The 24,530-nt window shown below is 65.0% G+C and carries 22 protein-coding genes; 14 read left to right on the top strand and 8 right to left on the bottom strand.

What is annotated here, in order from left to right; all coding sequences use genetic code 11:
• Positions 1 to 56: 56 nt before the first annotated feature.
• Genes EHH60_RS21925 through EHH60_RS21915 form a run of 3 tightly spaced genes read left to right on the top strand, consistent with a single transcriptional unit; the run spans position 57 to position 3,416 of the window.
• A complete protein-coding gene (locus tag EHH60_RS21925; protein WP_124161518.1) occupies positions 57 to 521 on the top strand; it encodes a (2Fe-2S)-binding protein in 465 nt (154 codons plus the stop codon).
• 1 nt (position 522) lies between these two features.
• Positions 523 to 2,775, top strand: coding sequence for a xanthine dehydrogenase family protein molybdopterin-binding subunit (locus tag EHH60_RS21920; RefSeq protein ID WP_124161517.1), 2,253 nt, complete (start codon positions 523 to 525; stop codon positions 2,773 to 2,775).
• Positions 2,776 to 2,783: 8 nt separating this feature from the next.
• The gene (locus EHH60_RS21915) at positions 2,784 to 3,416 is read left to right on the top strand and encodes a hypothetical protein (RefSeq protein WP_124161516.1); all 633 of its coding nucleotides are present in this window, start codon (positions 2,784 to 2,786) and stop codon (positions 3,414 to 3,416) included.
• A 34-nt stretch (positions 3,417 to 3,450) separates the two neighbouring features.
• Here the strand turns inward: EHH60_RS21915 and EHH60_RS38695 are convergent, their stop codons facing one another.
• The 8 genes from EHH60_RS38695 to ku form a co-directional block, all read right to left on the bottom strand.
• A complete protein-coding gene (locus tag EHH60_RS38695; RefSeq protein ID WP_349629075.1) occupies positions 3,451 to 3,690 on the bottom strand; it encodes a hypothetical protein in 240 nt (79 codons plus the stop codon).
• A 1,060-nt stretch (positions 3,691 to 4,750) separates the two neighbouring features.
• Positions 4,751 to 5,925, bottom strand: a protein-coding gene (locus tag EHH60_RS21900; RefSeq protein ID WP_124161514.1) for an IS3 family transposase whose coding sequence is annotated in 2 segments (ribosomal slippage) — positions 4,751 to 5,616 and positions 5,616 to 5,925 — 1,176 coding nt in all. Because the reading frame shifts where the segments join, the coding sequence is not laid out codon by codon here.
• 165 nt (positions 5,926 to 6,090) lie between these two features.
• Complete coding sequence (locus EHH60_RS21895) at positions 6,091 to 7,686, bottom strand: MBL fold metallo-hydrolase (protein ID WP_124161513.1); 1,596 nt, start codon at positions 7,684 to 7,686, stop codon at positions 6,091 to 6,093.
• Entirely contained in the window at positions 7,683 to 8,603 is a 921-nt protein-coding gene (locus tag EHH60_RS21890) for a ribose-phosphate diphosphokinase (protein WP_124161512.1), read from the bottom strand. The genes EHH60_RS21895 and EHH60_RS21890 overlap by 4 nt, the downstream gene beginning before the upstream one ends.
• Positions 8,600 to 10,141 (bottom strand): thymidine phosphorylase family protein, encoded by a 1,542-nt coding sequence (locus EHH60_RS21885; protein ID WP_124161511.1) that lies wholly within the window; start codon positions 10,139 to 10,141, stop codon positions 8,600 to 8,602. The genes EHH60_RS21890 and EHH60_RS21885 overlap by 4 nt, the downstream gene beginning before the upstream one ends.
• A 138-nt stretch (positions 10,142 to 10,279) precedes the next feature.
• Positions 10,280 to 10,444, bottom strand: a complete 165-nt coding sequence (locus tag EHH60_RS21880; RefSeq protein WP_124161510.1) for a Flp family type IVb pilin — start codon at positions 10,442 to 10,444, stop codon at positions 10,280 to 10,282.
• 290 nt (positions 10,445 to 10,734) lie between these two features.
• The gene (locus tag EHH60_RS21875) at positions 10,735 to 10,971 is read right to left on the bottom strand and encodes a hypothetical protein (RefSeq protein WP_124161509.1); all 237 of its coding nucleotides are present in this window, start codon (positions 10,969 to 10,971) and stop codon (positions 10,735 to 10,737) included.
• 59 nt (positions 10,972 to 11,030) lie between these two features.
• Complete coding sequence (gene ku, locus EHH60_RS21870; RefSeq protein ID WP_124161508.1) at positions 11,031 to 12,026, bottom strand: non-homologous end joining protein Ku; 996 nt, start codon at positions 12,024 to 12,026, stop codon at positions 11,031 to 11,033.
• A gap of 229 nt (positions 12,027 to 12,255) precedes the next feature.
• Between ku and EHH60_RS37640 the strand changes: the two genes are divergently transcribed.
• The 11 genes from EHH60_RS37640 (at position 12,256) to EHH60_RS21820 (ending at position 24,270) form a co-directional block, all read left to right on the top strand.
• A complete protein-coding gene (locus EHH60_RS37640) occupies positions 12,256 to 12,411 on the top strand; it encodes a hypothetical protein (protein WP_162832009.1) in 156 nt (51 codons plus the stop codon).
• Positions 12,412 to 12,651: 240 nt separating this feature from the next.
• Positions 12,652 to 13,326 carry a response regulator transcription factor gene (locus EHH60_RS21865; RefSeq protein WP_011085905.1) on the top strand — a complete coding sequence of 225 codons (675 nt, stop codon included), beginning with the start codon at positions 12,652 to 12,654 and terminating at the stop codon, positions 13,324 to 13,326.
• Positions 13,327 to 13,432: 106 nt separating this feature from the next.
• Entirely contained in the window at positions 13,433 to 14,809 is a 1,377-nt protein-coding gene (locus tag EHH60_RS21860; protein ID WP_124161507.1) for an ATP-binding protein, read from the top strand.
• Between the two features lie 160 nt (positions 14,810 to 14,969).
• Positions 14,970 to 16,370 (top strand): hypothetical protein, encoded by a 1,401-nt coding sequence (locus tag EHH60_RS21855; RefSeq protein ID WP_199751725.1) that lies wholly within the window; start codon positions 14,970 to 14,972, stop codon positions 16,368 to 16,370.
• A gap of 98 nt (positions 16,371 to 16,468) precedes the next feature.
• A complete protein-coding gene (locus EHH60_RS21850; RefSeq protein ID WP_199751751.1) occupies positions 16,469 to 16,738 on the top strand; it encodes a hypothetical protein in 270 nt (89 codons plus the stop codon).
• Positions 16,739 to 16,868: 130 nt separating this feature from the next.
• Entirely contained in the window at positions 16,869 to 17,975 is a 1,107-nt protein-coding gene (gene ccmI / locus EHH60_RS21845) for a c-type cytochrome biogenesis protein CcmI (RefSeq protein WP_124161504.1), read from the top strand.
• A 37-nt stretch (positions 17,976 to 18,012) separates the two neighbouring features.
• Positions 18,013 to 18,537 carry a cytochrome c maturation protein CcmE gene (gene ccmE / locus EHH60_RS21840; protein WP_124161503.1) on the top strand — a complete coding sequence of 175 codons (525 nt, stop codon included), beginning with the start codon at positions 18,013 to 18,015 and terminating at the stop codon, positions 18,535 to 18,537.
• Positions 18,534 to 20,516 (top strand): heme lyase CcmF/NrfE family subunit, encoded by a 1,983-nt coding sequence (locus tag EHH60_RS21835; RefSeq protein ID WP_124161502.1) that lies wholly within the window; start codon positions 18,534 to 18,536, stop codon positions 20,514 to 20,516. Before ccmE ends, EHH60_RS21835 begins: the two co-directional genes overlap by 4 nt.
• Before the next feature lie 4 nt (positions 20,517 to 20,520).
• A complete protein-coding gene (locus EHH60_RS21830) occupies positions 20,521 to 21,003 on the top strand; it encodes a cytochrome c-type biogenesis protein (protein ID WP_124161501.1) in 483 nt (160 codons plus the stop codon).
• 125 nt (positions 21,004 to 21,128) lie between these two features.
• Positions 21,129 to 22,472 carry a methyl-accepting chemotaxis protein gene (locus EHH60_RS21825; protein WP_124161500.1) on the top strand — a complete coding sequence of 448 codons (1,344 nt, stop codon included), beginning with the start codon at positions 21,129 to 21,131 and terminating at the stop codon, positions 22,470 to 22,472.
• A 220-nt stretch (positions 22,473 to 22,692) separates the two neighbouring features.
• Positions 22,693 to 24,270 carry a Do family serine endopeptidase gene (locus EHH60_RS21820; RefSeq protein WP_124161499.1) on the top strand — a complete coding sequence of 526 codons (1,578 nt, stop codon included), beginning with the start codon at positions 22,693 to 22,695 and terminating at the stop codon, positions 24,268 to 24,270.
• Positions 24,271 to 24,530: the final 260 nt, after the last annotated feature.

The following is a 24,530-nucleotide window of genomic DNA, read 5'->3' as shown; positions in this document are numbered from 1 at the left end:
AGCTTGCATCGTGCAGTGCTGTTACGACGATCAGATAGGCGAGGGGATTTACCGACATGATCGAGCTTACGGTGAACGGGATCAAGCGCCAGGTCGACGTCGTTCCCGAGATGCCCTTGCTGTGGGTCTTGCGAGACGAGCTCGGCATCACCAGCGCAAAATATGGCTGCGGGGTCGCGCAATGCGGCGCCTGCACCGTTCACATCGACGGCAAGGCGGTGCGGTCCTGCCAGTCGCATATCGGCGAGGTCGCGGGCAAATCGGTCATCACGCTCGAAGGCCTGGACAACAAGGAGCACCACCCGGTCTTGCAGGCCTGGATCGAGCATCAGGTGCCGCAATGCGGCTACTGCCAGACCGGACAGATCATGCAGGCGATCTCGCTGCTCAGAAAGATTCCCAAACCAACGGACGAGCAGATCAATCAGGTGATGTCCGGCAATCTCTGCCGTTGCGGCACCTATCCGCGCATTCGTGCCGCGATCCATGCGGCCGCGGCCAAGAAGATGGCGGAGAAGTGAGATGGGCCACATGCAGACACTTTCCCGCCGCGCGTTTGTCTTCGGCTCCGCCGCGATGGCCGGCGGAATCGCCTTCGGCGCCTACGCCAGTGCCGAAGCGGCCACCAGCGCAAGCGACAATCCGTTGGCCGCCGGTCTTGGCCCGAACTCGGTGACCTTCAACCCCTGGGTCGAGATCAGCCCGGACAAGATCACGCTGATCGCGCAACACGCCGACATCGGCCAGGGCGTCGGCTCGGTGCAGCCGATCATGATCGCCGAAGAGATGGACCTCGATCCCGGGCAGTTCGAGATCCGCTTTGCAGAGCCCAGCCCCGCCTATTTCAACACGGGCTTCGCCGACGAGTTCGCGCCGTTCGTCGCCGCGGACCAAAGCCCGGCCGCAGAGGAGGCGCGCGCTGCCACACTCGAATGGTTGCGAAAGTCGGGCCTGCAAATGACGGGCGGATCGAGCACGATTCCGGACACCTACCAAAAGCTGCGTCTTGCCGGTGCGGTCGCGCGCGAGACGCTCAAGGCCGCTGCGGCCAAACGGTCGGGCGTCGCAGCGGCCGACCTTCGCACTCAATCGGGCCATGTGATCCTGCCCAATGGAACCAAGATCGCCTATGTCGCCCTCGCGGCGGAGGCGTCGAAAATTCCGCCGGTGCTCGATGCTCAGCCGCGCGACCCGTCCAAATGGCGCATGCTCGGCAAGCCGATGATGCGGCTCGACGTCCGCTCGAAAGTGATGGGCGAGCTGAAGTTCGGCATCGACCAGAAAGCGGAGGGCATGCTGTATGCCTCCGTCAAGCTGAACCCCAGCAAGGGGCAGCCGCTGAAATCATACGACGCCGGCAAGGCGCGATCGATGCCGGGCGTCAGGAAGATCCTCGAAATCAACAATGGCGTGGCAGTGATCGCCACGAACAGCTGGTACGCGATGAAGGCGGTCGACGCCATCGCTTGCGAGTGGGCGCCCTCGGCCTATCCCGCCGAGCAGGCCGACCATTGGAAAGTGCTGGAATCCTCTTTCAAGCCGGAATTTCTGGGCAAGGAGTGGAAGAAGATCGGCGACATCGAAGCCGGCCTGAAGACGGGCAAGCTCGTCGAAGCCGAATATCGCGCTCCTTACGTGGCGCATCAGCCGCTCGAGCCGCTCAACGGTATCGGCCTCGTTACCGACAACGGCATGGAGATCTGGGTCGGCCATCAGAGCCCACGCTTCGTGCAATGGGTCGCGGCGACCGCGATCGGCCTCAAACCGGAACAGATCACCTTCCACAACCAATGGACCGGCGGAAGTTTTGGCCATCGTCTCGAGTACGAGAACGTCCGCGTTCTCGCCGAGATCGCCAACCAGATGAAGGGCACGCCGATCAAGCTCGTGTTCTCGCGCGAAGAGGATTTCCTCCAGGACATTCCGCGGCAGATTGCGATCGCGCGGCACCGCGGCAGCGTCGACAAGAGCAAGATCGTCGCCGCCGATCTGCAACTGGCCTCGACGACGCCGCTCAAGGGACTGCTCGAGCGTTCGGGCACGCCCTCGAAGGATCCCGACGGGCAATTGGCCGCCGGCCTGTGGAACGTCTACTACGACATCCCCAATTTCCGGGCCACCAGCTACGAGGCGCAGGGACTGTCGCCGAGCACCACATGGCGGTCGGTCGGCGCCTCGACATCGGGCTTCTTCACCGAAAGCTTCGTCGACGAATTGATCCATGCGGCCGGTCTCGATCCCATGACGGCGCGCATCGCGATGTGCACCGTGCCGCACTATCGCAAGGTGCTGGAGACTGTCGCGGAGATGTCGGACTGGAAGGGGCCGCTCGGCAACGGTCGAGGACGGGGCGTTGCCTTCGTGGAATCGTTCGGCACACCGACCGCTGAAGTCGTCGAGGTGACGGCCACGGACCGGGGCATCAGGATCGACAAGGTCTGGGTCGCGGCTGATGTCGGCAAGGTCGTCGACCCCCTCAATTTCGAGAGCCAGGTGCAGGGTGGCGTCGTCTGGGGGCTCGGCCATGCGATCAATTGCGAGCTCACTTACGCAAAGGGCGCGGTGCAGCAGACCAATTACAACCACCATGAAGCCATGCGGATTTATCAATGTCCGGTCATCGAAGTTCGCGGGCTGGAGAACGATCCGAAGGTGAGGGGCATCGGAGAGCCGCCGGTTCCGCCGGCCGCGCCTGCGCTCGCCAATGCGATCTTCGCGGCCACCGGAAAGCGGATTCGCGAAATGCCCTTCAACAAGTTCATCGATTTCGTGTGAGGCGAGCCATGAGGAGATCTCTGATTGCGGTCGTCTTCGCAGCTTCTGCCATCGCGGCGCTCACCGGGATTGTTGCAGCCAAGGACGAGGCGGGCAAGGACGTGCTGCCGTCCGGCAGCGTCAGCCGCGCCGAGGGACTGGAGGCCTGGAAGCGGATCGAGGCCGTCGTGACCCATCCCCGGTGTGCCAACTGCCATGTCGATGCCAAGGCGATACCGATCTGGACGCCGGCCGGCGAAACCAGGCCCCGCCCGCATGGCATGAACATCCATGGCGGCGAGAGCCGCATCGGCGCGGAGGCGATCCCGTGCGCGACCTGTCACATGACCTCGACCCAGGCGAACGAGCCGGCACCGTCGCCGCCGCGCGCGGGTATCGACTGGCAACTCGCGCCGGTGGCTTTCATCTGGTTCGGCAAAAGTGGTGCCGAGATTTGCGCGCAGATGAAGGATCCAAAGCGCAATGGCGGCCGGGACGCCGCTGGCCTCGTCGAGCACTTGCGGCACGATGCGTCACTGAGCGGCTTCATTCCGCGGGGCTGGGCGCCGGGCGCAGGCCGTTCGACGCCACCGGGCACCTTCGAGGATCACGTCAAGGACATGGCGATGTGGGGAGCGGCCGGACAGCCCTGTCCGAACTGATGCGTTCGCTGTCTCACTCGGGCTGACCAGTCTCCTATTTGCAGTTCTTGCAAATCGTCAGCTTTCGCCTCAGCGCCTCATCGTCCTGATCGAGCGATTCCTGCCCTGCGGAACCGTTCTTCGCTGCGCGTGACCTCGCGGGCGGCGCGACCAGATTCGAGGCGTCGCGGTCTTCGCTGCCGACGGTGAAGCCGTCGTAATCGGCAGCGGGATTCGGCGAGAGCGGTAGCGCGCCGATCACAGGCGTCGAAGTATCTGTGCCGGGCGTCGCCAAGGCTGGATCGCGCTTCGGCCGCGAATTCTTGGCGTTCGAAGGTGGGGGCGATGCAATCGGAGCAAGCGAAACGGGCGGTGCTACCGGAGCCTGCCCCCTCGCGCTATCCTGTGCCCAGAGGCCGACACACACAAGGCCGAGGCCCAAGAACGTCGCGCGTCTCATCGGCATCCTCAAATGGCTTTGTTCAATGATCGATCGCATGGTCATTCGAGCCAGGCCATGTGGACGAATATCAGAGCTCAAATGACCATCAAAGTTGACGGAAATGGGGAGCTGGCTCGACCCGGGCCACGATCCCTTGTGTGGCCCGACGGACAAGACACGCTATAGCTGGGTCAATCGCGGTCCGCAAGATATTCGTATTGACCGAAATTCGGATTTGACGTAAAGACCGATACATCCCGCCCGCCACAAGGGGCGTTTCGCGATCGTCACGGGACGCGGGCAGGGATGCGGTGGCCGCGACGGCGTCGGCGCGCAAGATTGGCTGCAGGGCGGTGATCCCGTGAGCAGCAGCGGGCGCGATACGACACGGCGCTGACAGCGTCTTCGTATGGTCTCGACGGTGAGCGCACGCCAGCCGGTGAGAGCCCAGCGAAGATGTGCGCGGACGGAGAAGTCGTGTGGTCCTGACGCCCGGGGTCTGTGCGTCAAGTCATGTGGTGATGCTCACGGCCCAACCGGGCACGCACATCAGCCATCTGCATGGCGACGGGGGCAATAGTGCATCGCTCCCCGGGGAGAGCACGAAGGACACCGTTAAAACCATCCGCGCAGGGAAGGCCGGGATTCCGGCGTCACCTGTCGTCCACCCCGTGCGCGTTCTCATCGCACACGGGACTTCGGGTGCCTGCCGGTGCCCGGCCTTCCTTGCGCCCTCGCTTCGGATGAGGGCGGAAGAGGACAGCAAAGCTCGGGCGAAATGTGCCGCGAGGCCGCGAAGGTGTGTCCAGATGAAATGCGAGTCGTTAGAGCGATGTCGTCTCTCCACACTCCGTCATTGCGAGCGCAGCGAAGCAATCCAGAATTGATCTTCCCCCAAAAAAGTGGACATGGATCAAGCCGATTTTAACTCCATCTCGACCGGGCTGATGTAGCCGATGGCCGAGTGTCTCCGGGTTTGATTGTAGAAGCCTTCGACGTAAGCGAAGATGTCGCGCTCGGCTTCATTGCGGGTCTCATATTGCCGGTGATGGATCAATTCGGTCTTGAGTGTGTGGAAGAAGCTTTCCATCGGGGCATTGTCGTAACAGTCGGCTCTGCGGCTCATCGAGGGCCGGAAGCCGGCGGCCTGCAGTGCTTGGCGGTACTCGGTTGAAGCATATTGGGTGCCGCGATCGGAATGATGGATCAGCCCGGGACGGGGCTTTTGTCCCTTGATCGCCATCCGTAATGCGGCGAGAGGCAATTCGGCGCGCAGATGGTCGTCCATCGCCCAGCCGACGATACGACGGCTGTACAGATCCATGATGGCCGCCAGGTACAACCATCCCTGGCCGGTCCAGACAAAGGTGATGTCGGCGAGCCAGACCTGATTGCGCATGGCGGCCGAGAAGTTCCGACCCAGCAAGTTCGGCGCGATCGGGAAGCCATGCCCGCTATCGGTGGTGCGGCATCGCCGCGGCCCAGCGGAGATGGCTCGAACGCCATGATGGCGCATCTGCCGCTCGATCCGGCCTCGGCTGGCATGGTGTCCCTGGGCCTTGAGTTCGATATGAATGCGCGGGCTGCCATAGCGGCCATGACTGTGGCGATGAACGCGCTTGATGTCCTCCAGCAGCTCTCGATTGGCCACGACCCGAGGGCTTTCCGGGCGGGATCGCCAAGCGTAGTAGCCCGCGGGCGAGACGCCGAGCACACGGCACATGATCTTGACCGGATAGTCCGCGCGGCGATCTTCGATGAAGCGGAACCTCATGTCCGGGGTCCAGCAAAGATCGCGATCGACTTTTTTAAAATGTCGCGCTCCATCCGCAACTGTTCGTTCTCCCGCTGCAACCGCGCAATCACGTCCGCCTGGTCCGCCGACGGCACCGCCGCTTGCCGTGTGGGGGCCTCGGCGCTGCCGTCGGCTCTCGCCGTGCCCTGCTCGGCCACCCATCGGCTCAGCACCGAGCCATCGAGCCCAAGCTCCTTCGACACCGACTTCGCCGAACGGCCGCTCGACAAAACCAGATCAACCGCCTGCCGCTTGTACTCGTCCGAATAAGACCGCCGCTGCCGTTTCGCCATCTGACACCTCTCACTATCCTAAGCTATAGGTGTCCACCGATTTAGGGGAGGCTCAGAATCCCTCCGCGGAAAGATTCTGGGATTGCTTTGCTTCGTCGCCAGAGCTCCTCGCAATGACGGTGGGTGGGGAGACGCCGATGCCTATTTACGGCGACCGGCGCCCCGCTACGCCTTCTCCTCCAACGCGCGGCGCAGCCTTCGGATGATGACGCCGCGGGCGCGGTCGTCGGCGGCGGCTGCGACACGATCGTTGATGTCGAGCATGAGCTCGGACATCTCGTTGTGCCAGTCGAGACGGGTGACGGCCTCCGGCGCGAGCCGCCGGCGATGATCCACGTCGAGCACCCGCGGTTCGGGTGCAGCGAGCTCATAGATGTCGTCCAGCATCGGCTGGTAGATCTTGGCCGCGGGAATGATGCGTTCGGCCACGCGCTCGGCAAGCCCCGCAATCGCGCCTTCCTCGCCGTGGACCAGGAACAGCCCGCGGGCGATCGGCCGGCGCGCCGCGATCCAGCTGGCCATGCCGGCACCGTCGGCATGGCCGGAATATTCGTCGATCATGCGGATGCGGGCCGCGACCTTGATCTCCTCGCCCTGGATCCGCACGGCCTTGGCGCCGTTCTGGAGGAAACGGCCGAGCGTGCCGTTGGCCTGGAAACCGGCGAGAAGCACGGTCGCGCGCTCGTTCCACAGCCAGCGCTTCAGATGATGGCGGATGCGGCCGGCATCGCACATGCCGCTCGCTGCGATGATGATGTGGAATCCGCTGAGACGCATGATCGCCTTGCTCTCGTCCACGGTTTCGGTGAACTTGAGATGCGGCGAGTTGAGCAGGCGGGTGACATCGACGGAGGGGTCGAGGCTCTCGGCATGGCGGCGGAACACTTCGGTCGCGCGGATCGCGAGCGGCGAATCGAGGAAGATCGGTGCCGTCGGAATCTCGCCGTGCTCCATCAGGTCGACGAGATCGACGATCAGCTCCTGGGTGCGCTCGACCGCGAAGGCGGGCAGCAGCAGTGCGCCGCCGGCCGCCGCGGCATCGCGCACCTCGGCGGCGAGGTGCTTGCGGCGGAGTGCAGGTGTCATGGCCTCACGCACCCGGTCACCATAGGTCGATTCCGAGATGACGTAGTCGAAATCGGTCGGCGCTTCGGGATCAGGCTGGAGCAGCTTGGCCTCCGGGCCGACGTCGCCGGAGAGCAGCACGCGCACCGGCCGCGCCGAACCTTGCTCGGCGATTTCGAGCTCGATCGAGGCGGAGCCGAGCAAATGGCCGGCGTTCCAGTAGCGCGCGCGGACGCCCGGGATCACGTCGGTCCAGCGTTCATAGTCGACCGGGCGAAACGATTGCATCGATGCGATCGCATCGGCCTGCGTGTAGATCGGCTGCACCTCCTTGCGCCCGCGCGAGGCGTTGCGCCGGTTGAGCTGGGTGACTTCCGATTCCTGGATGCTGCCGGCGTCGGGCAGCATGTAGGAGCAGAGGTCGATCGTGCCGCGCGTCGCCAGGATCGGTCCCTCGAATCCTGCGCGCACGAGTTTCGGCAGCAATCCGCTGTGGTCGATGTGAGCATGCGTGAGCAGCACGGCATCGATATCGGCGGGGCGAAACGGAAAGGCGCCGTAGTTGAGCTCCTTCAGCGTCTTCTGGCCCTGGAACAGCCCGCAATCGACCAGGAAGCGGCCGGTCGCGGTCTGGAACAGGTAGCTCGAGCCGGTCACGGTGCGGGCGGCGCCGCAAAATCGAACGGTGATGCTCATGTCGTCGTCTCCGGAAGCTGTGTCGTGGCCAGTTCGGACCGCAACGCGGCCGCGAGAATCTCGTCGAGCGCAATCGCATTGGTCGGATGCGGCACGCTATCGGTCGAGCGGATCGACCGTATGCCGGCCTCGGTGAATGCGGCGATCATCGCGGGTGGAAACAGCGCATGCGTCACGACCGCATCGACGACCGTCGCCCCCATTGCGGTCAGCGCCTTCGCTGCGGCCGTCAACGTCGTCCCGGAGGAGACGATGTCGTCCACCAGGAGCGCCGGTCGTCCCGAGAGCAGGGCGGGATCGACAAAACTGACGGCCACGGAGCGATCGCCATGCCGCGTCTTTCGCGCCACCGTGTGCTGCAATCGCAACCGGCCCGCGACATCGTTCACCCAGGGCTCGGACTCCATGTCGGGCCCGATTACGACGGTCGCCGGATCGATGCTGCCCGCCGCCAGCGCCTTCGCGATCGCCGGCATGGCGGACAGGTTCTCCGCTTCGATCCCAGGAAATACGGACCTGATATCGGGAGTGCGATGCAAATGCGCATCCACGGTGACGACACGGTCCACGGTCGTTGCAAGCAGGCGGCCCATGGCGCGCTGGCTGATGGCCTCGCCCGCTTGAAATGCAGCATCCTGCCGCATGTAGCAGAGATAGGGCGCGACCAGGACCAGCCGCTTCGTGCCGTTACGGCGCAGGGCCTCCGCAGCGAAGAGCAGGGTGATCAGCTTGTCGTTGGGTTGATCGAGCGAGGCGTGGAGAATCGTCGTGTCGGTCGCCGGCGCGACTGCGACGCGCAGTTCTCCGTCCGGAAAGCGATGCACGGCGATCTCGCCGCAGGCGAGTCCAAGCCGCGCCGCGAGGCGCTTCGCAGCATCGACGCTGCACGGCAATGTCTGGAGCGCGAGCGTGCTCACGGCGTCGTCGTGCCCTGCAGGGCTTCGTGACCGTTGACGAGATACCCGGTCTCTTCGGCGGCGGCGTCGGCAACCAGATCATGCTCGGGATGGTCGAAAGTGTAGACGCGATAGAGCGGCTCGCCCTGCTCGACGCGGTCGCCGATCTTCTTGAACAGGCGGATGCCGGCGCCCTTGTCGAGCGGCGCGCCGGCGGTGCGCGCTAGGCGGTTCAGACGCAGGCAGTCGATAGCGGACACGATGCCGTCATGCATCGCCTTGACGTCGAAGCTGAGCGGTCCGAGCTCGTTGCTGCAGGTAGAGGGGCCCTGTGCATCGATGATCTTCTGCATCTGCTTCAGCGCCGCGCCGCTGTCGAGCAGCTCGCGCGCCCGGGCATAGCCGGCACCGCCGCGCAGCTTCGGATCGTATTCCAGGAGATGGGCGGCGAGCCGGAGCGACTTCTCGCGCAGATCGCGCGGTGCGGTCGGCTCGTTGCCGAGCACCGCCATGACGTCGTTGGCTTCGAGCACCGGCCCGATGCCGTTGCCGATCGGCTGGCTTCCGTCGGTCGTGATCACCTCGACCGAGCGGCCGAAGCGGTCGCCGACGAATTCGAACAACTTTCGCAGCCGCATGGCCTCGACGCCGCCGCTGACCTTCGCGGTCGGCCCGACCGGAATATCGATCAACAGATGGGTCGAGCCTGCCGCGATCTTCTTGGACATGATGGAGGCGACCATCTGCTCGCGGGTATCGAGGCTCAGGGGACGCTCGACCGAGATCAGGACGTCGTCGGCCGGCGACAGGTTCACGTGCCCGCCCCAGATCAGACAGCCGTTGCAGGCGGAGACGATCGCCTTCATCTCCTCGACGCCGACATTCACCCGCGCCAGGACCTCCATCGTGTCGGCGGTGCCGGCGGGCGAGGTGATGGCGCGCGAGGAGGTCTTCGGTATCAGCAGGCCATGGGCGGCGACGATCGGGACCACGACCATCGAGGTGCGATTGCCGGGGATACCTCCGATGCAGTGCTTGTCGACGACGACCGGGGTCGGCCAGACCAGTTGCGTGCCGGCCTGCGCCATTGCCCCCGTGAGGGCGAGAAGCTCGTCGCTGGTGATGAAGCTCGCCGAACTGATCAGGAAGGCGGCGATCTCCATGTCGGAGTAGCGATAGTGCGCAAGGTCGCTGATGATCGCGCCGATCTCGGCCTGGTTCAAGGTTCGTCCGCGGATCTTCGCGCGCACGGCTTCCAGGCTCTCGGGAGGCGAGGCAGGCCTGACCGTTACCAGCGTTCCGACGGCTTCCGCGAAGCGCCGGAACGCAGGTTCGGAAAGGCCGATCTCGTCCGAAGCCGCCAGCGAATCGTCATCCGTGATCAGCAGCGTCGCCAGCAGAGCCTTGCCGCCCCGTCGAAGCTCGACGCGGCTGAAGCCGCGGAAGATCTCCGCGCGCAGCGCCTTCGAGTGCCGCGAGACGACGACCACGTTCTCACGGCCGGTATCGAGGCGGACGCGGCGGATCTTCAGTTGGGAGTGCGGAAGGTCTGGGTGCATGGACAAGCCGGCGGCAGGGAGTTGGGCCTCCATGCTTAAGCGTCCCACACCTGATGCTGTTGACCCAGATCATGGCCCGCGGGGCCGGCGGATATCGGCGAGAAGCGCGGCGCGCCGTTGCGCAAGCCGGGGCGGCGGTTACTTCATCGCCGAGCTGATCGAGTTGAACTTGTTGTTGAGCAGCGCGCCACCCGTGTTGTTCACGGCGGTCACGATTGCCAGAGCGATCCCGGCGGCGATCAGGCCATACTCGATTGCGGTTGCGCCATTCTCATCGGCAAGGAAAGACCTCAGCAAACGCATTGCCAGCTCCTGTTCATCCGATCCAATGTATGGTCGCGTCCTTATTGGACTCGCAAATCGATCTAATATGTCTTTGTGCTCGCCGGAAGAATTAAGCCCGGGCCATCGCGCTTTTCGCTCATACGACGGCATTCATTAAATTAAGGTTCCATCGATCCCTCCAAGTGGATTCGAACGGCAGCCCCGGGGTTGCGCCGGCGCAGTGCCCTTTAAGGCGTGATCATGCGGGCCGCTTAACCGATTGTTGAGCCTGTTCGTCGATGGGCCGGCACGCACATCTCCATCGCGCTTCATCCGCTCCGGCCGTCCGCATTCAGCGCCCGCAGCATGGCGATGCGGGCGAACATCACCCAACCGCCGCCCGTCTCGGCGGCATTGATCAAGGTTTCGATGGCGATCTGCCAGTGCGCCGTGTGCTGGGTGTCCTCAGGCAGCTGCATGATGTAGTCCGCCGCATCCTGAAGCGTGAGCAGCCTGCGCCTGTTGCCCATGCGAACGGGATCGTCGAACGCCGTCGACCAGGGCATGTGTCAGGCCGCCTGATCGACGGGGAGAGACATCGCGGCGCGTTCGCGCGGGGATGGCGCTAGCCGGCCTTCTTCGCCCGCGCCGGTGCCCGCACCGGCTTGTCGGCCTTCTGCGAAGCGTCCTTGGCCGCATCCCTGGTTGCTGTCTTCGCCGCGGCGTCCTTGCCGCTCTTGCCGGCGATCGGCAGCAGCATCTCGCGCTGACCCTCGACGCGCTTCTTCGGCCTCTTGCCTTTGATGGTCTCCTTGGCGACCTTCGCCGTGGGAGCTGCGTCCTTCTCGTTCGCGATGCTCTTCTTCAGCGCGTCCATCAGATTGATGACATTGCCGCCGGTCTTCGGTGCGGCCTTCGCGGTGATCGGCATGCCGCTGCGCTTCTTGTTGATGAGATCGATCAGGGCGGTCTCGTAATGATCCTCGAACAGCTCCGGCTCGAACGCGCCGGACTTCTTCTCGACGATGTGTTTCGCGAGGTCGAGCATGTCCTTGGTGAGCTTCACGTCCTGGATGTCGTCGAAATATTCCTTTTCGCTGCGAACTTCGTAGGGGTAGCGCAGCAGCGTGCCCATCAGCCCGCTGTCGAGCGGCTCCAGCGCGATGATATGCTCGCGGTTGGTCAGCACCACGCGGCCGATCGCGACCTTGTCCATGCTGCGGATGGTCTCGCGGATCACCGCATAGGCGTCGTGGCCGACCTTGCCGTCCGGCACGAGGTAATAGGGCCGGATCAGATAGCGGTTATCGATGTCGGCCTTCGGCACGAACTCGTCGATCTCGATCGTATGGGTGGAGTCGAGTGCGATCTCGTCCAGCTCGTCCTTGGTGACCTCGATATAGGTGTCGGTGTCGACCTTGTAGCCCTTGACGATGTCCTCGGAGGTCACCTCGTCGCCGGTCTCGGCGTCGACCTTGAGGTACTTGATCCGGTGGCCGGTCTTGCGGTTGATCTGGTTGAACGAGACCTTCTCGGTGTCCGAGGTGGCCGGATAGAGCGCGACCGGGCAGGTCACGAGCGACAGACGCAGAAAACCCTTCCAATTGGCGCGGGGGGCCATGGGCTACTCCAGACGCAACAGAGGACAAGCGGCGAGGATAACATCGCCCAGGTGCGAATCATAGCAACCGCCGGCGCGGAATCTTGCAACGGCGTTAATCGCTGCCTGCGCCGTATTGCCGGCGCCCCATGGTCCGGAACATCGCCCGGGATCACGCGTTGCCCCGGCACTTCAGAGCCGCGAGGAAAGTCGCGGCCATCGCAAGCGACAGCCACAGATCGAGGTCACCATGGCAACCACGCGAGAGCAGAACCGCATCGTGGAAACTCCGACCGAGGCGCGCCAGGGCGAGCCCGGGCCTTCGGTGGCGGCGCTGCTCGCCATCTCGACCGGACTTGCGATCCTGATCCTCGCCGTCGTCTGGTTCGTGTTCTTCCGGACCTGACGGCCGGATCCGGACGCCGGGGGCCCCCCGGCTCGCCGCAACGCGGCACATTGCGCCCGCCATGCCGCCGGCTCGTCCTGCGGCATGGCGGGCGCAGTCGCATTGGCTCGCGACAGGTTCTATATGACCAAAAAGTAACGTAGCCCGGTTCCGCGCGTTCATATTCAGTTCACGCCGGAATTGTTCATCTCTGGCGGTGTTCATGCAGCCTGTTCTTGCAGTCGATCTTTGGAGAGAAGCGTGCGCCTGCTCGTTGTTGAGGACGACCCAGATCTCAATCGCCAGCTCACCAAAGCGCTGACCGACGCCGGCTATGTCGTCGATCGGGCCTTCGATGGGGAGGAGGGGCACTATCTCGGCGACAACGAGCCGTATGACGCCGTGGTGCTCGACATCGGCCTGCCGAAGAAGGACGGCATCTCGGTGCTGGAGGCCTGGCGCCGCAACGGCCGCACCATGCCGGTCCTGATCCTCACCGCACGCGATCGCTGGAGCGACAAGGTGCAGGGGTTCGATGCCGGCGCCGACGACTATGTCGCCAAGCCGTTCCACCTGGAGGAGGTGCTGGCGCGCATCCGCGCCCTGCTGCGCCGTTCGACCGGCCACGCCCAGAGCGAACTCAGCTGCGGCCCCGTCACCCTCGATACCAGGACCGGCCGGGTCAGCGTGTCGGGCAATCCCGTCAAGATGACCTCGCACGAATATCGGCTTCTGGCCTATCTGATGCACCATTCCGGGCGGGTGGTCTCGCGCACCGAGCTGGTCGAGCATCTCTACGACCAGGATTTCGACCGCGACTCCAACACCATTGAGGTGTTTGTCGGCCGTATCCGCAAGAAGCTCGATGTCGACATCATCCAGACCGTCCGGGGCCTCGGCTACCTGCTAACCCCGCCGCCTGCACCGGGCGCTTGAGGCCTGGACTTCGCGCCGTCCGGGCTTGACGGCCGCCCTGACACGGGCCTTGGTCGATCCATGACCTCCGACGACCTGACTTCCAGCCCGTGCCGGGACCGTTCCGATGGCCGCTAGCTCGCTTGCGAACCGACTGTTCCTGTCGGCGACCGCCTGGCTGGTGGTGATCCTGGCCATCACCGGAGTGGTGCTGTCGTCGGTCTACAAGAACGCCACCGAGCGCGCCTTCGATCGCCGGCTCAATCTTTATCTGCGCACCCTCATCGCCGAGGTCGCGACCCCCGACGAGCCGCCGGACCGCCAGTTCCAGTCGCTCGGCGAGCCCCTGTTCGAGCTGCCGCTGTCCGGCTGGTATTGGCAGATCACGCGCACGGACACCGAAAAGCCGGAGGTGCGCTCCTCGCGCTCGCTCTGGGACAAGAAGCTGCCGAAGCTGGAAGACCAGGGCGCCGAACTCACCGCCGCCGGCATCCGCCTCGCCTATGTCGACGGCCCGGAGGGGCAGAATCTGCGCATGGTGGAACGGCCGGTCGACCTCGGCGCCGACGGCAAGTTTCTCGTCAGCGTCGCTGGCGACGACACCGAGATCTTCGACGAGACGCGGAGCTTCGACTATTATCTCGGCGGCACCTTCACCGCGCTCGGCATCGTGCTGCTGCTGACGACCGTGTTCCAGGTCCGCTTCGGCCTTGCGCCGCTCAAGCGCATCTCGGAGTCAATCGCCGACATCCGCTCCGGACGGGCGGAACGGCTCGAGGGTGAATTCCCGGTCGAGATCGCGCCGCTGGCGCGCGAGACCAATGCGCTGATCGATGCCAATCGCGAGATCGTCGAGCGCGCGCGCACCCATGTCGGCAATCTCGCCCACGCGATCAAGACGCCGCTCTCGGTTATCGTCAACGAGGCCGGTGCCCATCTGGCCGATCCGTTCGCGGCCAAGGTGATGGAGCAGGCGGACCTGATGCGCGACCAGGTCGCCCATCATCTCGAGCGTGCGCGCATTGCGGCGCGGGTCTCGGTGGTCGCGACCGTGACGGAGGTGGCGCCTGCCATCGAGGCGCTGCGGCGGACCATGGAGAAGATCTATCGCGATCGTGGCATCGTCGTCGAAGCCAAGGTGGATCCGTCGGCAAAATTTCGCGGCGAACGACAGGATCTGGAAGAGATGGTCGGCAATCTCGTCGACAATGCCTGCAAATGGGCAGCCTCGCGCGTCCTCATCGAGGTTTTGGTCGAGGCGCCGCACCGGGCGGGCGCGGGTCCGCGCCTGCGGATCATCGTCGATGATGACGGCCGTGGCCTGTCGGAAGCGGAGCGCGCGCAGGTCTCAAGGCGCGGCCAGCGGCTCGATGAGTCCAAGCCCGGATCGGGACTGGGCCTCTCCATCGTGGTTGACCTCGCCGCGCTCTATGGCGGCAGCCTTTCGCTCGGCGCTGCGCCGACCGGCGGCCTGCGCGCCGAATTGGTCCTTCCGGGACTGTAATCGCTTGTTTCGACGCCGTTTTTCGTCTTCCTCGATCTCCCGCCAGAGGAATCCAGGGGCATTCGGACACACTTCCTAAACGGCTTCTTAAGTGGGGTGTCCTATGATCGCGCCCGGACGCATCCCATGTCCGTCATTTTACCGTGCATTACCCGGGCGCATGAGCCAGACATCGATCGAGCGGCTGAGGGAATATCTCGCGCAGCTCCCGCAGCAGGCGCAGACCCTGCTGATGCGGGAATTCGAGCGCGCGCTGGAGCGCGGCCAGGACACGGCTGTCGCGACGCTGGTGCTCGAGCAGCTGCGCAAGATCGTCCGCAAGACCGAAGTCGACGAGGCTCCGCCGCCGCGCACCGACGATCTATCCCGGCTGCTGTTCCAGATATTGGAACCGTTCCTGGTCGAGGCGGGCACTCCGCTCCGGGCCGGCCAGATTCGCCGCTCCTCGCTCCAGCCGATCTGGCAGTGGCTCGGCCGTGACGGCGCGCCGGAGAAGGTGAACGAATTCGAGGCGGTACTGTCGCGCATGCCGGCGGACGATGCAGGGCAGGTCGAAGCCCTGGCCTCGAAGCTCCAGTCGGTGGCGGCGGATGCCATCTTCGAGCTGACGGGGCCGGGCGGAGGCGACAAATCGCGCGCGCTGGCGCGTGTCGGCCCGCCGAACGTGATCGAGGATCTTTATTCGGTTGGTGCGATACTCCAGGTCCGCGAGGCCATCGCCACGGTGAACGAGAGGCTGCCGCGCTTCCTGCGCGCCTTCGGTGATCCCCAGATCGCTTCGGTGACGTCAGCGCTCAACATTCCGGCGCTGCAGACGCCGCAGATGCTGCCCTTCGCGCTCTCGATGATCGTGCAGCGCATGACCGCCCCCTGGCAGATCATCCGCCTCGCCATCAAGATTGCCGCGTCCGACGACGAGATCCGCGTGGCGGCAACGCCTTATGGCGTCGCCGTCACGATCGCGCTGCATGATTTGTCCCGCGTGGCCGCGATCCTTCGCATGGACATCAAGCGCGGCCATTTCGACAACGTCGCCGACAATCTCAAGACGCTGCACGACGGCGTGCGCGGCCTGCGCACCGAGCTCGACCTGCGCAACGATTCCGCCTGGGGCAAGCAGTTGACATCGATCCGCGCCGATATCTCCAATGCGCTGCAATCCGAGATCGACAGCGTTCCCGGCCGCGTTCGCCGTATCCTGCGCCAGCGCCCCGAGAAAGACATTCCGCCGGGCGCGCGGGTCGACAGCACGGAGGTGGAGGAAGCGGTGGCGCTGATCGACTTCGTCGCGACCTGCCGCAACTATGCGAGCGAGCTTGCGATCAACGAGGTGACGCTGCGCACCTATTCCGATCTGCAGCAATATGTGGAACGCTCGACCGAGCAGCTGGTGCAGTCGCTGCGCGCCGCCGATCACAAGGTCCGCGCCTATCGACAGCAGCAGGTGCAGGCCGCGATCCGCTTCTGCCAGGTGCTGTTCGGCGACGATTATGCCTCGCTGATGAGCCGGGCCGCGGAGAACGCACTCACTGGCGAGCGCAAATCGTCGCGGGCGGGCTGACTAAGCGAAAATTTCGTTCGCGCAATTTCTGGTTGATCATATCGATGGCGCGCCGTACGGTCCCCGAGCAAGTTTGGGGAATTTCTATCTGTGGGCGCATGAAACCCGTTATCAGCTCGATCGAGATTGAGAACCGCGTCATCGTTGCCAAGTATCAAAGGCTGATGGTTGGCGCCAAGGTGGTGCTGGTTGAGAAGGCGAGCGATCGCCAACTGCCGGAGACAATCACGAGGGTTGCATCTCGGGTTCCGGTGGGAGCGCTGCGCATCAGATTGCCGGATGCAATCAAGCCGGGAACATACTTCCTGAGGGCCTTCAATGGGCACGGCGAGGACGCGGCGCGAAGTTCGGACTTCGAGATCGGCTAAGCTGTTGGATTTTCACTATTTCGGGACTGTATGCGGTCGCGCGCTTTGACAATTGTCAATTGCCGCATCGTCCGGCCGTGGTGTAAAGGCACCTATAGGCGCGGTTCGTGCGCTGCCGGAAGCTTGCCAGATGACTCTATGGTTCGTGTTCGCGCTGATGACGGTCGCGGCGATTTTCGCCGTGCTCTGGCCGCTTGGTCGCAACAGCGGCGCGCAAGACCAGGGCAGCGAGGTCGCGGTCTACAAGGATCAGCTGGCCGAGATCGAGCGTGATCTCGCCGCAGGGCTGATCCCGGCGCCGGAGGCCGAGGCTGCGCGCATCGAGATCAGCCGCAGGCTGCTCGCGGCGGCAGCCAGCGAGCCCGCAACGGCGCCGAAGTCGAACCTCAAATGGCGCCGTGCGGCGGCCGTGCTGGCGCTCGCCGGCCTGCCGCTCGTTGCGGTCGGCGTCTACATGCCACTCGGCTCGCCGCGGCTTCAGGACTTTCCCCTGGCGCAGCGGGAGCGCGGGTCCGGCATGGCACAGTCGCTCGAGAGTCTCGTCGTGCAGGTCGAACAACATCTCGAAAAGAATCCGACTGACGGGCGTGGCTGGAACGTGCTCGCGCCGGTTCTGGAGCGGCTCGGCCGCTTCGACGACGCGGTGCGCGCCTATCGCAACTCGCTCACCTACAATGGCGAGAGTGCGGAGCGCCGGTCCGATCTCGGCGAAGCGATCTCGGCTGCTGCCGGCGGCGTGGTGACCGCCGAGGCCAAGGCCGAATTCGAGCGAGCACATGCCTTGAACGCCGACGATCCCAAGGCGAATTACTTCCTGGGTCTTGCCGCCGAGCAGGACGGCCGCAAGGGCGATGCAGCCACGATCTGGCGCGCGCTGCTTGCGAAGGCGCCCGCGGATGCGTCCTGGCGTGCGCTGGTGCAGTCCTCGCTCGCGCGAGTCGGTGGGGGCGGCACGATGCCCGCGCTGTCCGATGAGACGCTCGCTGCTTCCAAGGATATGGCCGAAGGCGATCGCAACGCGATGGTGCGCGGCATGGTCGATCGTCTGGCCACGCGGCTGAAGCAGAACGGTGACGATGTCGAGGGTTGGCTGCGTCTGGTGCGCGCCTATCTCGTGATGGGCGAGCGGGACAAGGCCGTGGGGGCATCGGCCGATGCCCGGCAGGCGGTTGCCAGCGACGCCGAGCGGCTGCGCCAGCTCAACGACGGCCTGAGGACTCTCGGGCTCGGCGGATGACGATTTCGGGACGAGAGATGCGGAGAACGGATACGCCATGACGCGCAAGCAGCGACGTATGACCATCATCGGCGGCTCGCTCGCCGTGCTCGCGCTCGCGGCCGCGCTGGTGCTCAACGCACTTCGCGACTCCATCGTGTTCTTCTCGACGCCAACCATGGTCGCCGAGAAGCATGTCGAGCCCGGCAAGCGGTTTCGCCTCGGCGGGCTGGTGCAGCCCGGCTCGCTGCAGCGCGGCGACAATCTCGCGGTGACCTTCGAGGTCGCCGACGGCAATGCAAAGCTGCCGGTCGCCTACAAGGGCATCCTGCCCGACCTGTTCCGCGAAGGGCAGGGCGTGGTCGCCGAAGGCGCACTCGACGCCAACGGCGTGTTCAAGGCCGATACGGTCCTTGCCAAGCACGATGAGACCTACATGCCCAAGGACGTCGCCGACGCCCTGAAGAAGCAGGGGCACTGGAAGGACGATTACGGCAAGCCTTCTGACAGCATCAAGGCTCCCGAGGGAGCCAAGCCTGCGGCCACGACCGCACAGGGCAATCCGCAAGGAGCAATGCGGTGATCGCAGAATCCGGACATTACGCGCTGGTGCTGGCGCTTGGGCTGGCGCTGATTCAGTCCATCGTGCCCCTGGTCGGCGCGCGCCTGCGCGATGCCGCCCTGATGAATGTGGCGCGCTCCACGGCGCTGGCGCAGCTCCTGTTCGTCGGTGTGTCGTTCGCAGCGCTCGTGATGCTGCACGTGAATTCGGATTTCTCCGTCGCCAACGTCTACGAGAACTCCCACTCGACGAAGCCGCTGCTCTACAAGATCACCGGCGTGTGGGGAAACCATGAAGGCTCGATGCTGCTGTGGGTGTCGATTCTCGCGCTGTTCGGTGGATTGGTCGCTGCTTTTGGAAACAATCTGCCGCTGTCACTGCGCGCGCATGTGCTCGCCGTCCAGGCCTGGATCGCCAGCGCCTTCTATCTCTTCATCCTGGTGACATCGAATCCGTTCCTGCGCATCGCGAACCCGCCGGTCGAGGGCCGCGATCTCAATCCGGTGCTCCAGGACATCGGTCTCGCCGTGCATCCGCCGATGCTCTATCTCGGCTATGTCGGCTTTTCGATCTCGTTCTCCTTTGCCATTGCGGCGCTGATGGAGGGACGGATCGATGCGGCCTGGGCGCGCTGGGTGCGGCCGTGGACGCTGGTGGCCTGGATATTCCTGACGCTCGGCATCGCCATGGGCTCGTACTGGGCCTATTACGAGCTCGGCTGGGGCGGCTGGTGGTTCTGGGATCCGGTCGAGAACGCCTCGCTGATGCCGTGGCTCGCCGGCACCGCGCTGTTGCATTCGGCGCTGGTGATGGAGAAGCGCAATGCGCTGAAGGTCTGGACCATCCTGTTGTCGATCCTGACCTTCTCGCTGTCGCTGCTCGGCACCTTCCTGGTGCGCTCGGGCGTCATCACCTCCGTGCATGCCTTCGCCACCGATCCCACCCGCGGCGTGTTCATTCTGCTGATCCTCTGCCTGTTCATCGGCGGCAGCCTTTCGCTGTTCGCTGGCCGCGCAACGTCGCTGAAGCAGGGCGGCCTGTTCGCGCCGATTTCGCGCGAGGGCGCGCTGGTGCTGAACAATCTGCTGCTCACCGTGGCCTGCGCGGTGGTGCTGTTCGGCACGCTCTATCCGCTGGCGATGGAGATGCTCGCGGACTTCAAGATGTCGGTCGGCGCCCCCTTCTACAATCTCACCTTCGCTCCGCTGTTTACGTTGTTGCTGCTTGCGGTGCCGTTCGGGCCGATGCTGGCGTGGAAGCGCGGCGATCTGCTCGGCGTGATGCAGCGCCTGCTCGCGGCCGGCGTTGCCGGGCTTGTCGCCGTCGCGATCGCCTGGGGCTGGGCGACTGGCGGCAGCACGCTGGCGCCGCTCGCGATCGGGCTCGGTGTCTTCGTCATCGCCGGTGCTGTCACAGAAATCGTCGAGCGGACGGGGCTGGTTCGTCTGCCGTTCGCAACGGTGCTGCAGCGGGCGCGCGGCCTGCCGCGATCGGCCTGGGGCACGGCGTTTGCGCATGCCGGCCTCGGCGTGGCGCTGATCGGGATCGTTTGCGAAACCACCTGGAACAGCGAACACATCGCGACCATGAAGCCGAACGACGTCGCCCATGTCGCCGGCTATGACCTGAAGCTCGACGGGCTGTTTCAACGGCAGGGCCCGAACTACCGCGAGATGATCGCCGAGTTCAAGATCAGCCGTGATGGCGAGGCGCTCACGGTCATGACGCCGTCGAAGCGCAGCTTCACCACGCGCGGGTCGTCCACGACCGAGGCCGCGCTGCTGACCCGCGGCGCGAGCCAGCTCTACGTCTCGCTCGGTGATGCCACCGCCGAAGGCGCCATCGCCGTGCGTATCTATTACAAGCCGATGGTGCTGCTGATCTGGTGGGGGCCGGTGCTGATGGCGTTCGGCGGCGTGCTCTCGCTCTCCGACCGCCGCCTGCGGGTCGGCGCGCCGAAGCCGGCGCGGGCCAGGCAGCGCCTCCAGCCCGCAGAGTGATCCGATGCACCGGATGATGGCCGCGTTCGTCGCCTTGATGCTGCTGGCGTTGCCTGCGGTCCACGCTGTTCAGCCCGACGAGATCATGTCGGACCCCGCCAAGGAATCGCGCGCGCGGGAGCTATCGCGCGAGCTGCGCTGCATGGTCTGTCAGAATCAGTCGATCGACGATTCCGATGCCCCGCTGGCACGCGACCTGCGGCTCCTGGTGCGCGAGCGCATTGCGGCGGGCGACAGCAACACGCAGGTGCTCGACTTCCTGGTGGCGCGCTACGGCGAGTTCGTGCTGCTGAAACCGCGCTTCGAGCGGCAGACCTTTCTGCTGTGGCTGCTCGGGCCGCTGTTGCTGATCGGGGGCGGCCTGGCGCTGTGGCTGCAAATCCGCCGTCGCTCGCGGGGTGGTGCCGACGTACCAGCGCCGCCGCTCACGCCCGAGGAGAAGGCTCGGCTCGCGGCCTTGATGTCGGACGAAGCCAAATCTTCCTAACGGCGTGGAGTCGTCAGACTACGTAGTGCTACGTAGCCCGCCGGCCGCGGCCGCGTGGTTCATGCTATGTTGACCTTTGTCTGGAAGCTTGTCGCGAGATTTCGATTCCAGACTCTGAGTCCCCGATGTTCGCGAACAGCAATCTGACGATCCGCTTCCTGGTCGGCGCCGTCGTCGCTGCATTATTGTTCCTGCTGGGCATCGGCGGCGGCACCGGCTTCATCGCGGTGCTCTATCTCAACAACGAGATCACCAGCCTGTCCTCGGACTTCGCCACACTGAGCGGCCCCGTTCGCGACCATGCCATGCAGATCTATCAGCAGGCGCAGACCGCGTTCTCCTATTTTCTGGTCGCCTGCGGCATTATTGCTGTCGTCGCCGCCGCGATCTGCCTCACCACCTGGTTCGCCGTGCGCAACGGCATTCTCAGTCCGCTGGCGGCGATCGTGCATGCCATGCGCGAGGTCGCCGACCAGAAGTTCGAGACGCCCGTTCCCGGGCTCGGTCGCACCAACGAGATCGGCCTGCTCGCAGGTGCGCTGGAGGTGTTCAAGACCAGCGGCCTCGAGCGGCGCCGCCTCTCCGAGCAGCAGCTGCACGAAGCGCAGCATCAGGCCGAGCGGTCGAAATTCCTGGACGATCGGATCAAGCGCTTCGACGATCTCGTCGCCAGCGTCGTCGACAGCGTGGCGTCATCGGCCGTGCATCTGAAGACCAATGCCGAGACGCTGTCGCGGACGGCCAACGACACCAGCACCAAGGCCAATGCGGTCGCGAGCGCCGCGAGCCAGGCCAGCGCCAGCGTGCAGACGGTCGCGGGTTCTGCCGAGGAGATGACCAATTCGATCGGCACGATCAGCCGCCGCGTCACGGATGCGACCCAGCGCGCCGAGGGCGCGGCGTCCCAGGCCGAGAAGAGCCGCGATACGATCCACACGCTGTCGGATGCCGCCGACAAGATCGGCGAGGTCGTTCAGCTCGTGCAGGCGATCGCATCGCAGACAAATCTCCTGGCGCTCAACGCCACCATTGAGGCGGCCCGAGCCGGGGAGGCGGGCAAGGGGTTTGCCGTGGTCGCCTCCGAGGTGAAGAATCTGGCGCATCAGACCAGCAAGGCGACGGAGGAGATCACCTCCCATGTCGCCAGCATTCAGGGCATCACCGCGGAGACCCGCGGCGCGATCGACGGTATTTCCAGGACGCTGTCGGAGATTTCGTCCATCATGTCCGGCATCGAGGTCGACACCGCCCAACAGCGCAACGCCACGCAGGAGATCACGCGCAGTGCCCAGGACGCCGCGCGTGGCACACTCGACGTCTCCAACCATATCGTCCAGATCACCTCGACCTCTGCGGAGACCGGCCGCATGGCCGCCGAGGCGCGGGATTCGGCGGTCGATCTGTCGCAGCAGGCCGAGACCCTGAAGCGCGAGGTCGACGAGTTCATCGTCAGTGTCAGGGCGAGCTGAGTGCGCCAAAAATTGCGCTCCTGCCCGTTCCGGGAACTCGGTTAAGTTCCTGGAAGACCACGATTTTCGGCATGCGCTAAACTGCCGCATCCAGCTCGTCTCTTCATTACGAAAGTTTAACCGCGCAGCCAGCGCACGGTAAGGCGCGAGCCCCCATCTTCAGGTCCGTAAGGTGCTGGCATCCGGCGCCAAAGGAATTCAAGGCCCTGGAGATTTCTGCATGACCGAACGTCCCGACCTTTCGAATCTTCCGTCGTACCGGCAGCCGCGCCGCTCGGTGTTCTCTGCGCGCAAGCTCGCGCTGATGGCATCGGTCGTCGTCGGCCTCGGCGCGGCCGTCTACGGCTTCAGCCCGTCGACCTCGCCGGCCGATCTGTTCTCGAGCCCGGCGCATGCCCAGGTCAACAACGAGGTTCGCAAAGTCGAGCGTCCGGTCGGTTTTGCGGACATCGTCGAACGCGTGAAGCCGTCGGTGATCTCGGTGAAGGTCAACATCAAGGAGAAGATCGCGAGCAACGATGACGGCGATGATTCCTCCTCGCCGTTCCAGCCGGGCTCGCCGATGGAGCGCTTCTTCCGCCGCTTCGGCGGTCCCGATGGCTTCCCGGGCCTGAAGGGCGGCCGCGGCCGCGTCGTGCAGGGCCAGGGCTCCGGCTTCTTCATCTCGGCCGACGGCTATGCCGTGACCAACAACCACGTGGTCGACGGCGCCGACAAGGTCGAGGTCACCACCGATGACGGCAAGACCTACACCGCCAAGGTGATCGGCACCGACCAGCGCACCGACCTCGCGCTGATCAAGGTCGAGGGCGGCTCGAACTTCCCGTTCGCCAAGCTTGCCGACAGCAAGCCGCGGATCGGCGACTGGGTGCTTGCGGTCGGCAATCCCTTCGGCCTCGGCGGCACCGTGACCGCGGGCATCGTTTCGGCCAGCGGCCGCGACATCGGCAACGGCCCCTATGACGACTTCATCCAGATCGACGCGCCCGTGAACAAGGGCAATTCCGGCGGTCCCGCCTTCGATACCAACGGCGAGGTGATGGGCGTCAACACCGCGATCTACTCGCCCTCCGGCGGCAGCGTCGGCATCGCGTTCTCGATTCCGGCCAATACCGTCAAGAGCGTGGTCGCGCAGCTGAAGGACAAGGGCTCGGTCAGCCGCGGTTGGATCGGCGTTCAGATCCAGCCCGTGACCTCGGATATCGCCGACAGCCTCGGTATGAAGAAGGCCGAAGGCGCTCTGGTCGCCGAGCCGCAGACCAACGGTCCGGCCGCCAAGGCGGGCATCGAGTCCGGCGACGTGATCACGGCGGTCAACGGCGAATCCGTCAAGGACGCCCGTGAGCTCGCCCGCACCATCGGCGGCATGGCGCCGGGCGCGACCGTGAAGCTCAACGTGCTGCACAAGGGCCAGGACAAGGTCGTGAACCTCACCCTCGGCCAGCTGCCGAACACGGTCGAGGCCAAGGCCGACACCGACAATGACAGCGGCAAGGGTGCCAGCAAGGGCACCGACGTGCCCAAGCTCGGCATGACCGTTGCGCCCGCGAACTCCGTGGCCGGCGCCGGCAAGGAAGGCGTCGTCGTCACCGAAGTCGATCCGAAGAGCGCCGCGGCCGAACGCGGCTTCAAGGAAGGCGACGTGATTCTCGAAGTCGGCGGCAAGAGCGTGGCCACCGCGGGCGAAGTCCGCGACGCCATCAACGCGGCGCGGACCGACAACAAGAACAGCGTCCTGATGCGCGTGAAGAGCGGCGGCCAGTCGCGCTTCGTCGCGGTGCCCCTCGCCAAGGGCTGAGGCCGTAAGGAGGCCTACGAGATGAGGGGTATCGCCGGCATCAGTCGCCCCCGCCGCCGGTGCCCTTCGGGGAAGCAGCGCAACGCTGGCTTCCCCTGTCTACCTTCCGGTGGAATTACGCCCCCCTCCGTCGGAAGGCCTAGGGCGGTGAGGTCCCCCCAGCTTCACCGCCCGCCTTTTTCCTGCTTCGAGACTCTCCCGCTCGGCTTGCATGCCGTTGCCGCTCGCGCCATGTTTAGAGAAGGTTGACCTCCTTGACC

This window comes from Bradyrhizobium sp. RP6, from assembly GCF_003837805.1.
In the GTDB taxonomy this organism is placed as follows: Bacteria; Pseudomonadota; Alphaproteobacteria; order Rhizobiales; family Xanthobacteraceae; genus Bradyrhizobium.
Note: the sequence above shows the minus strand (reverse complement) of the source record. Positions and strands in the feature narration are given on the sequence as shown.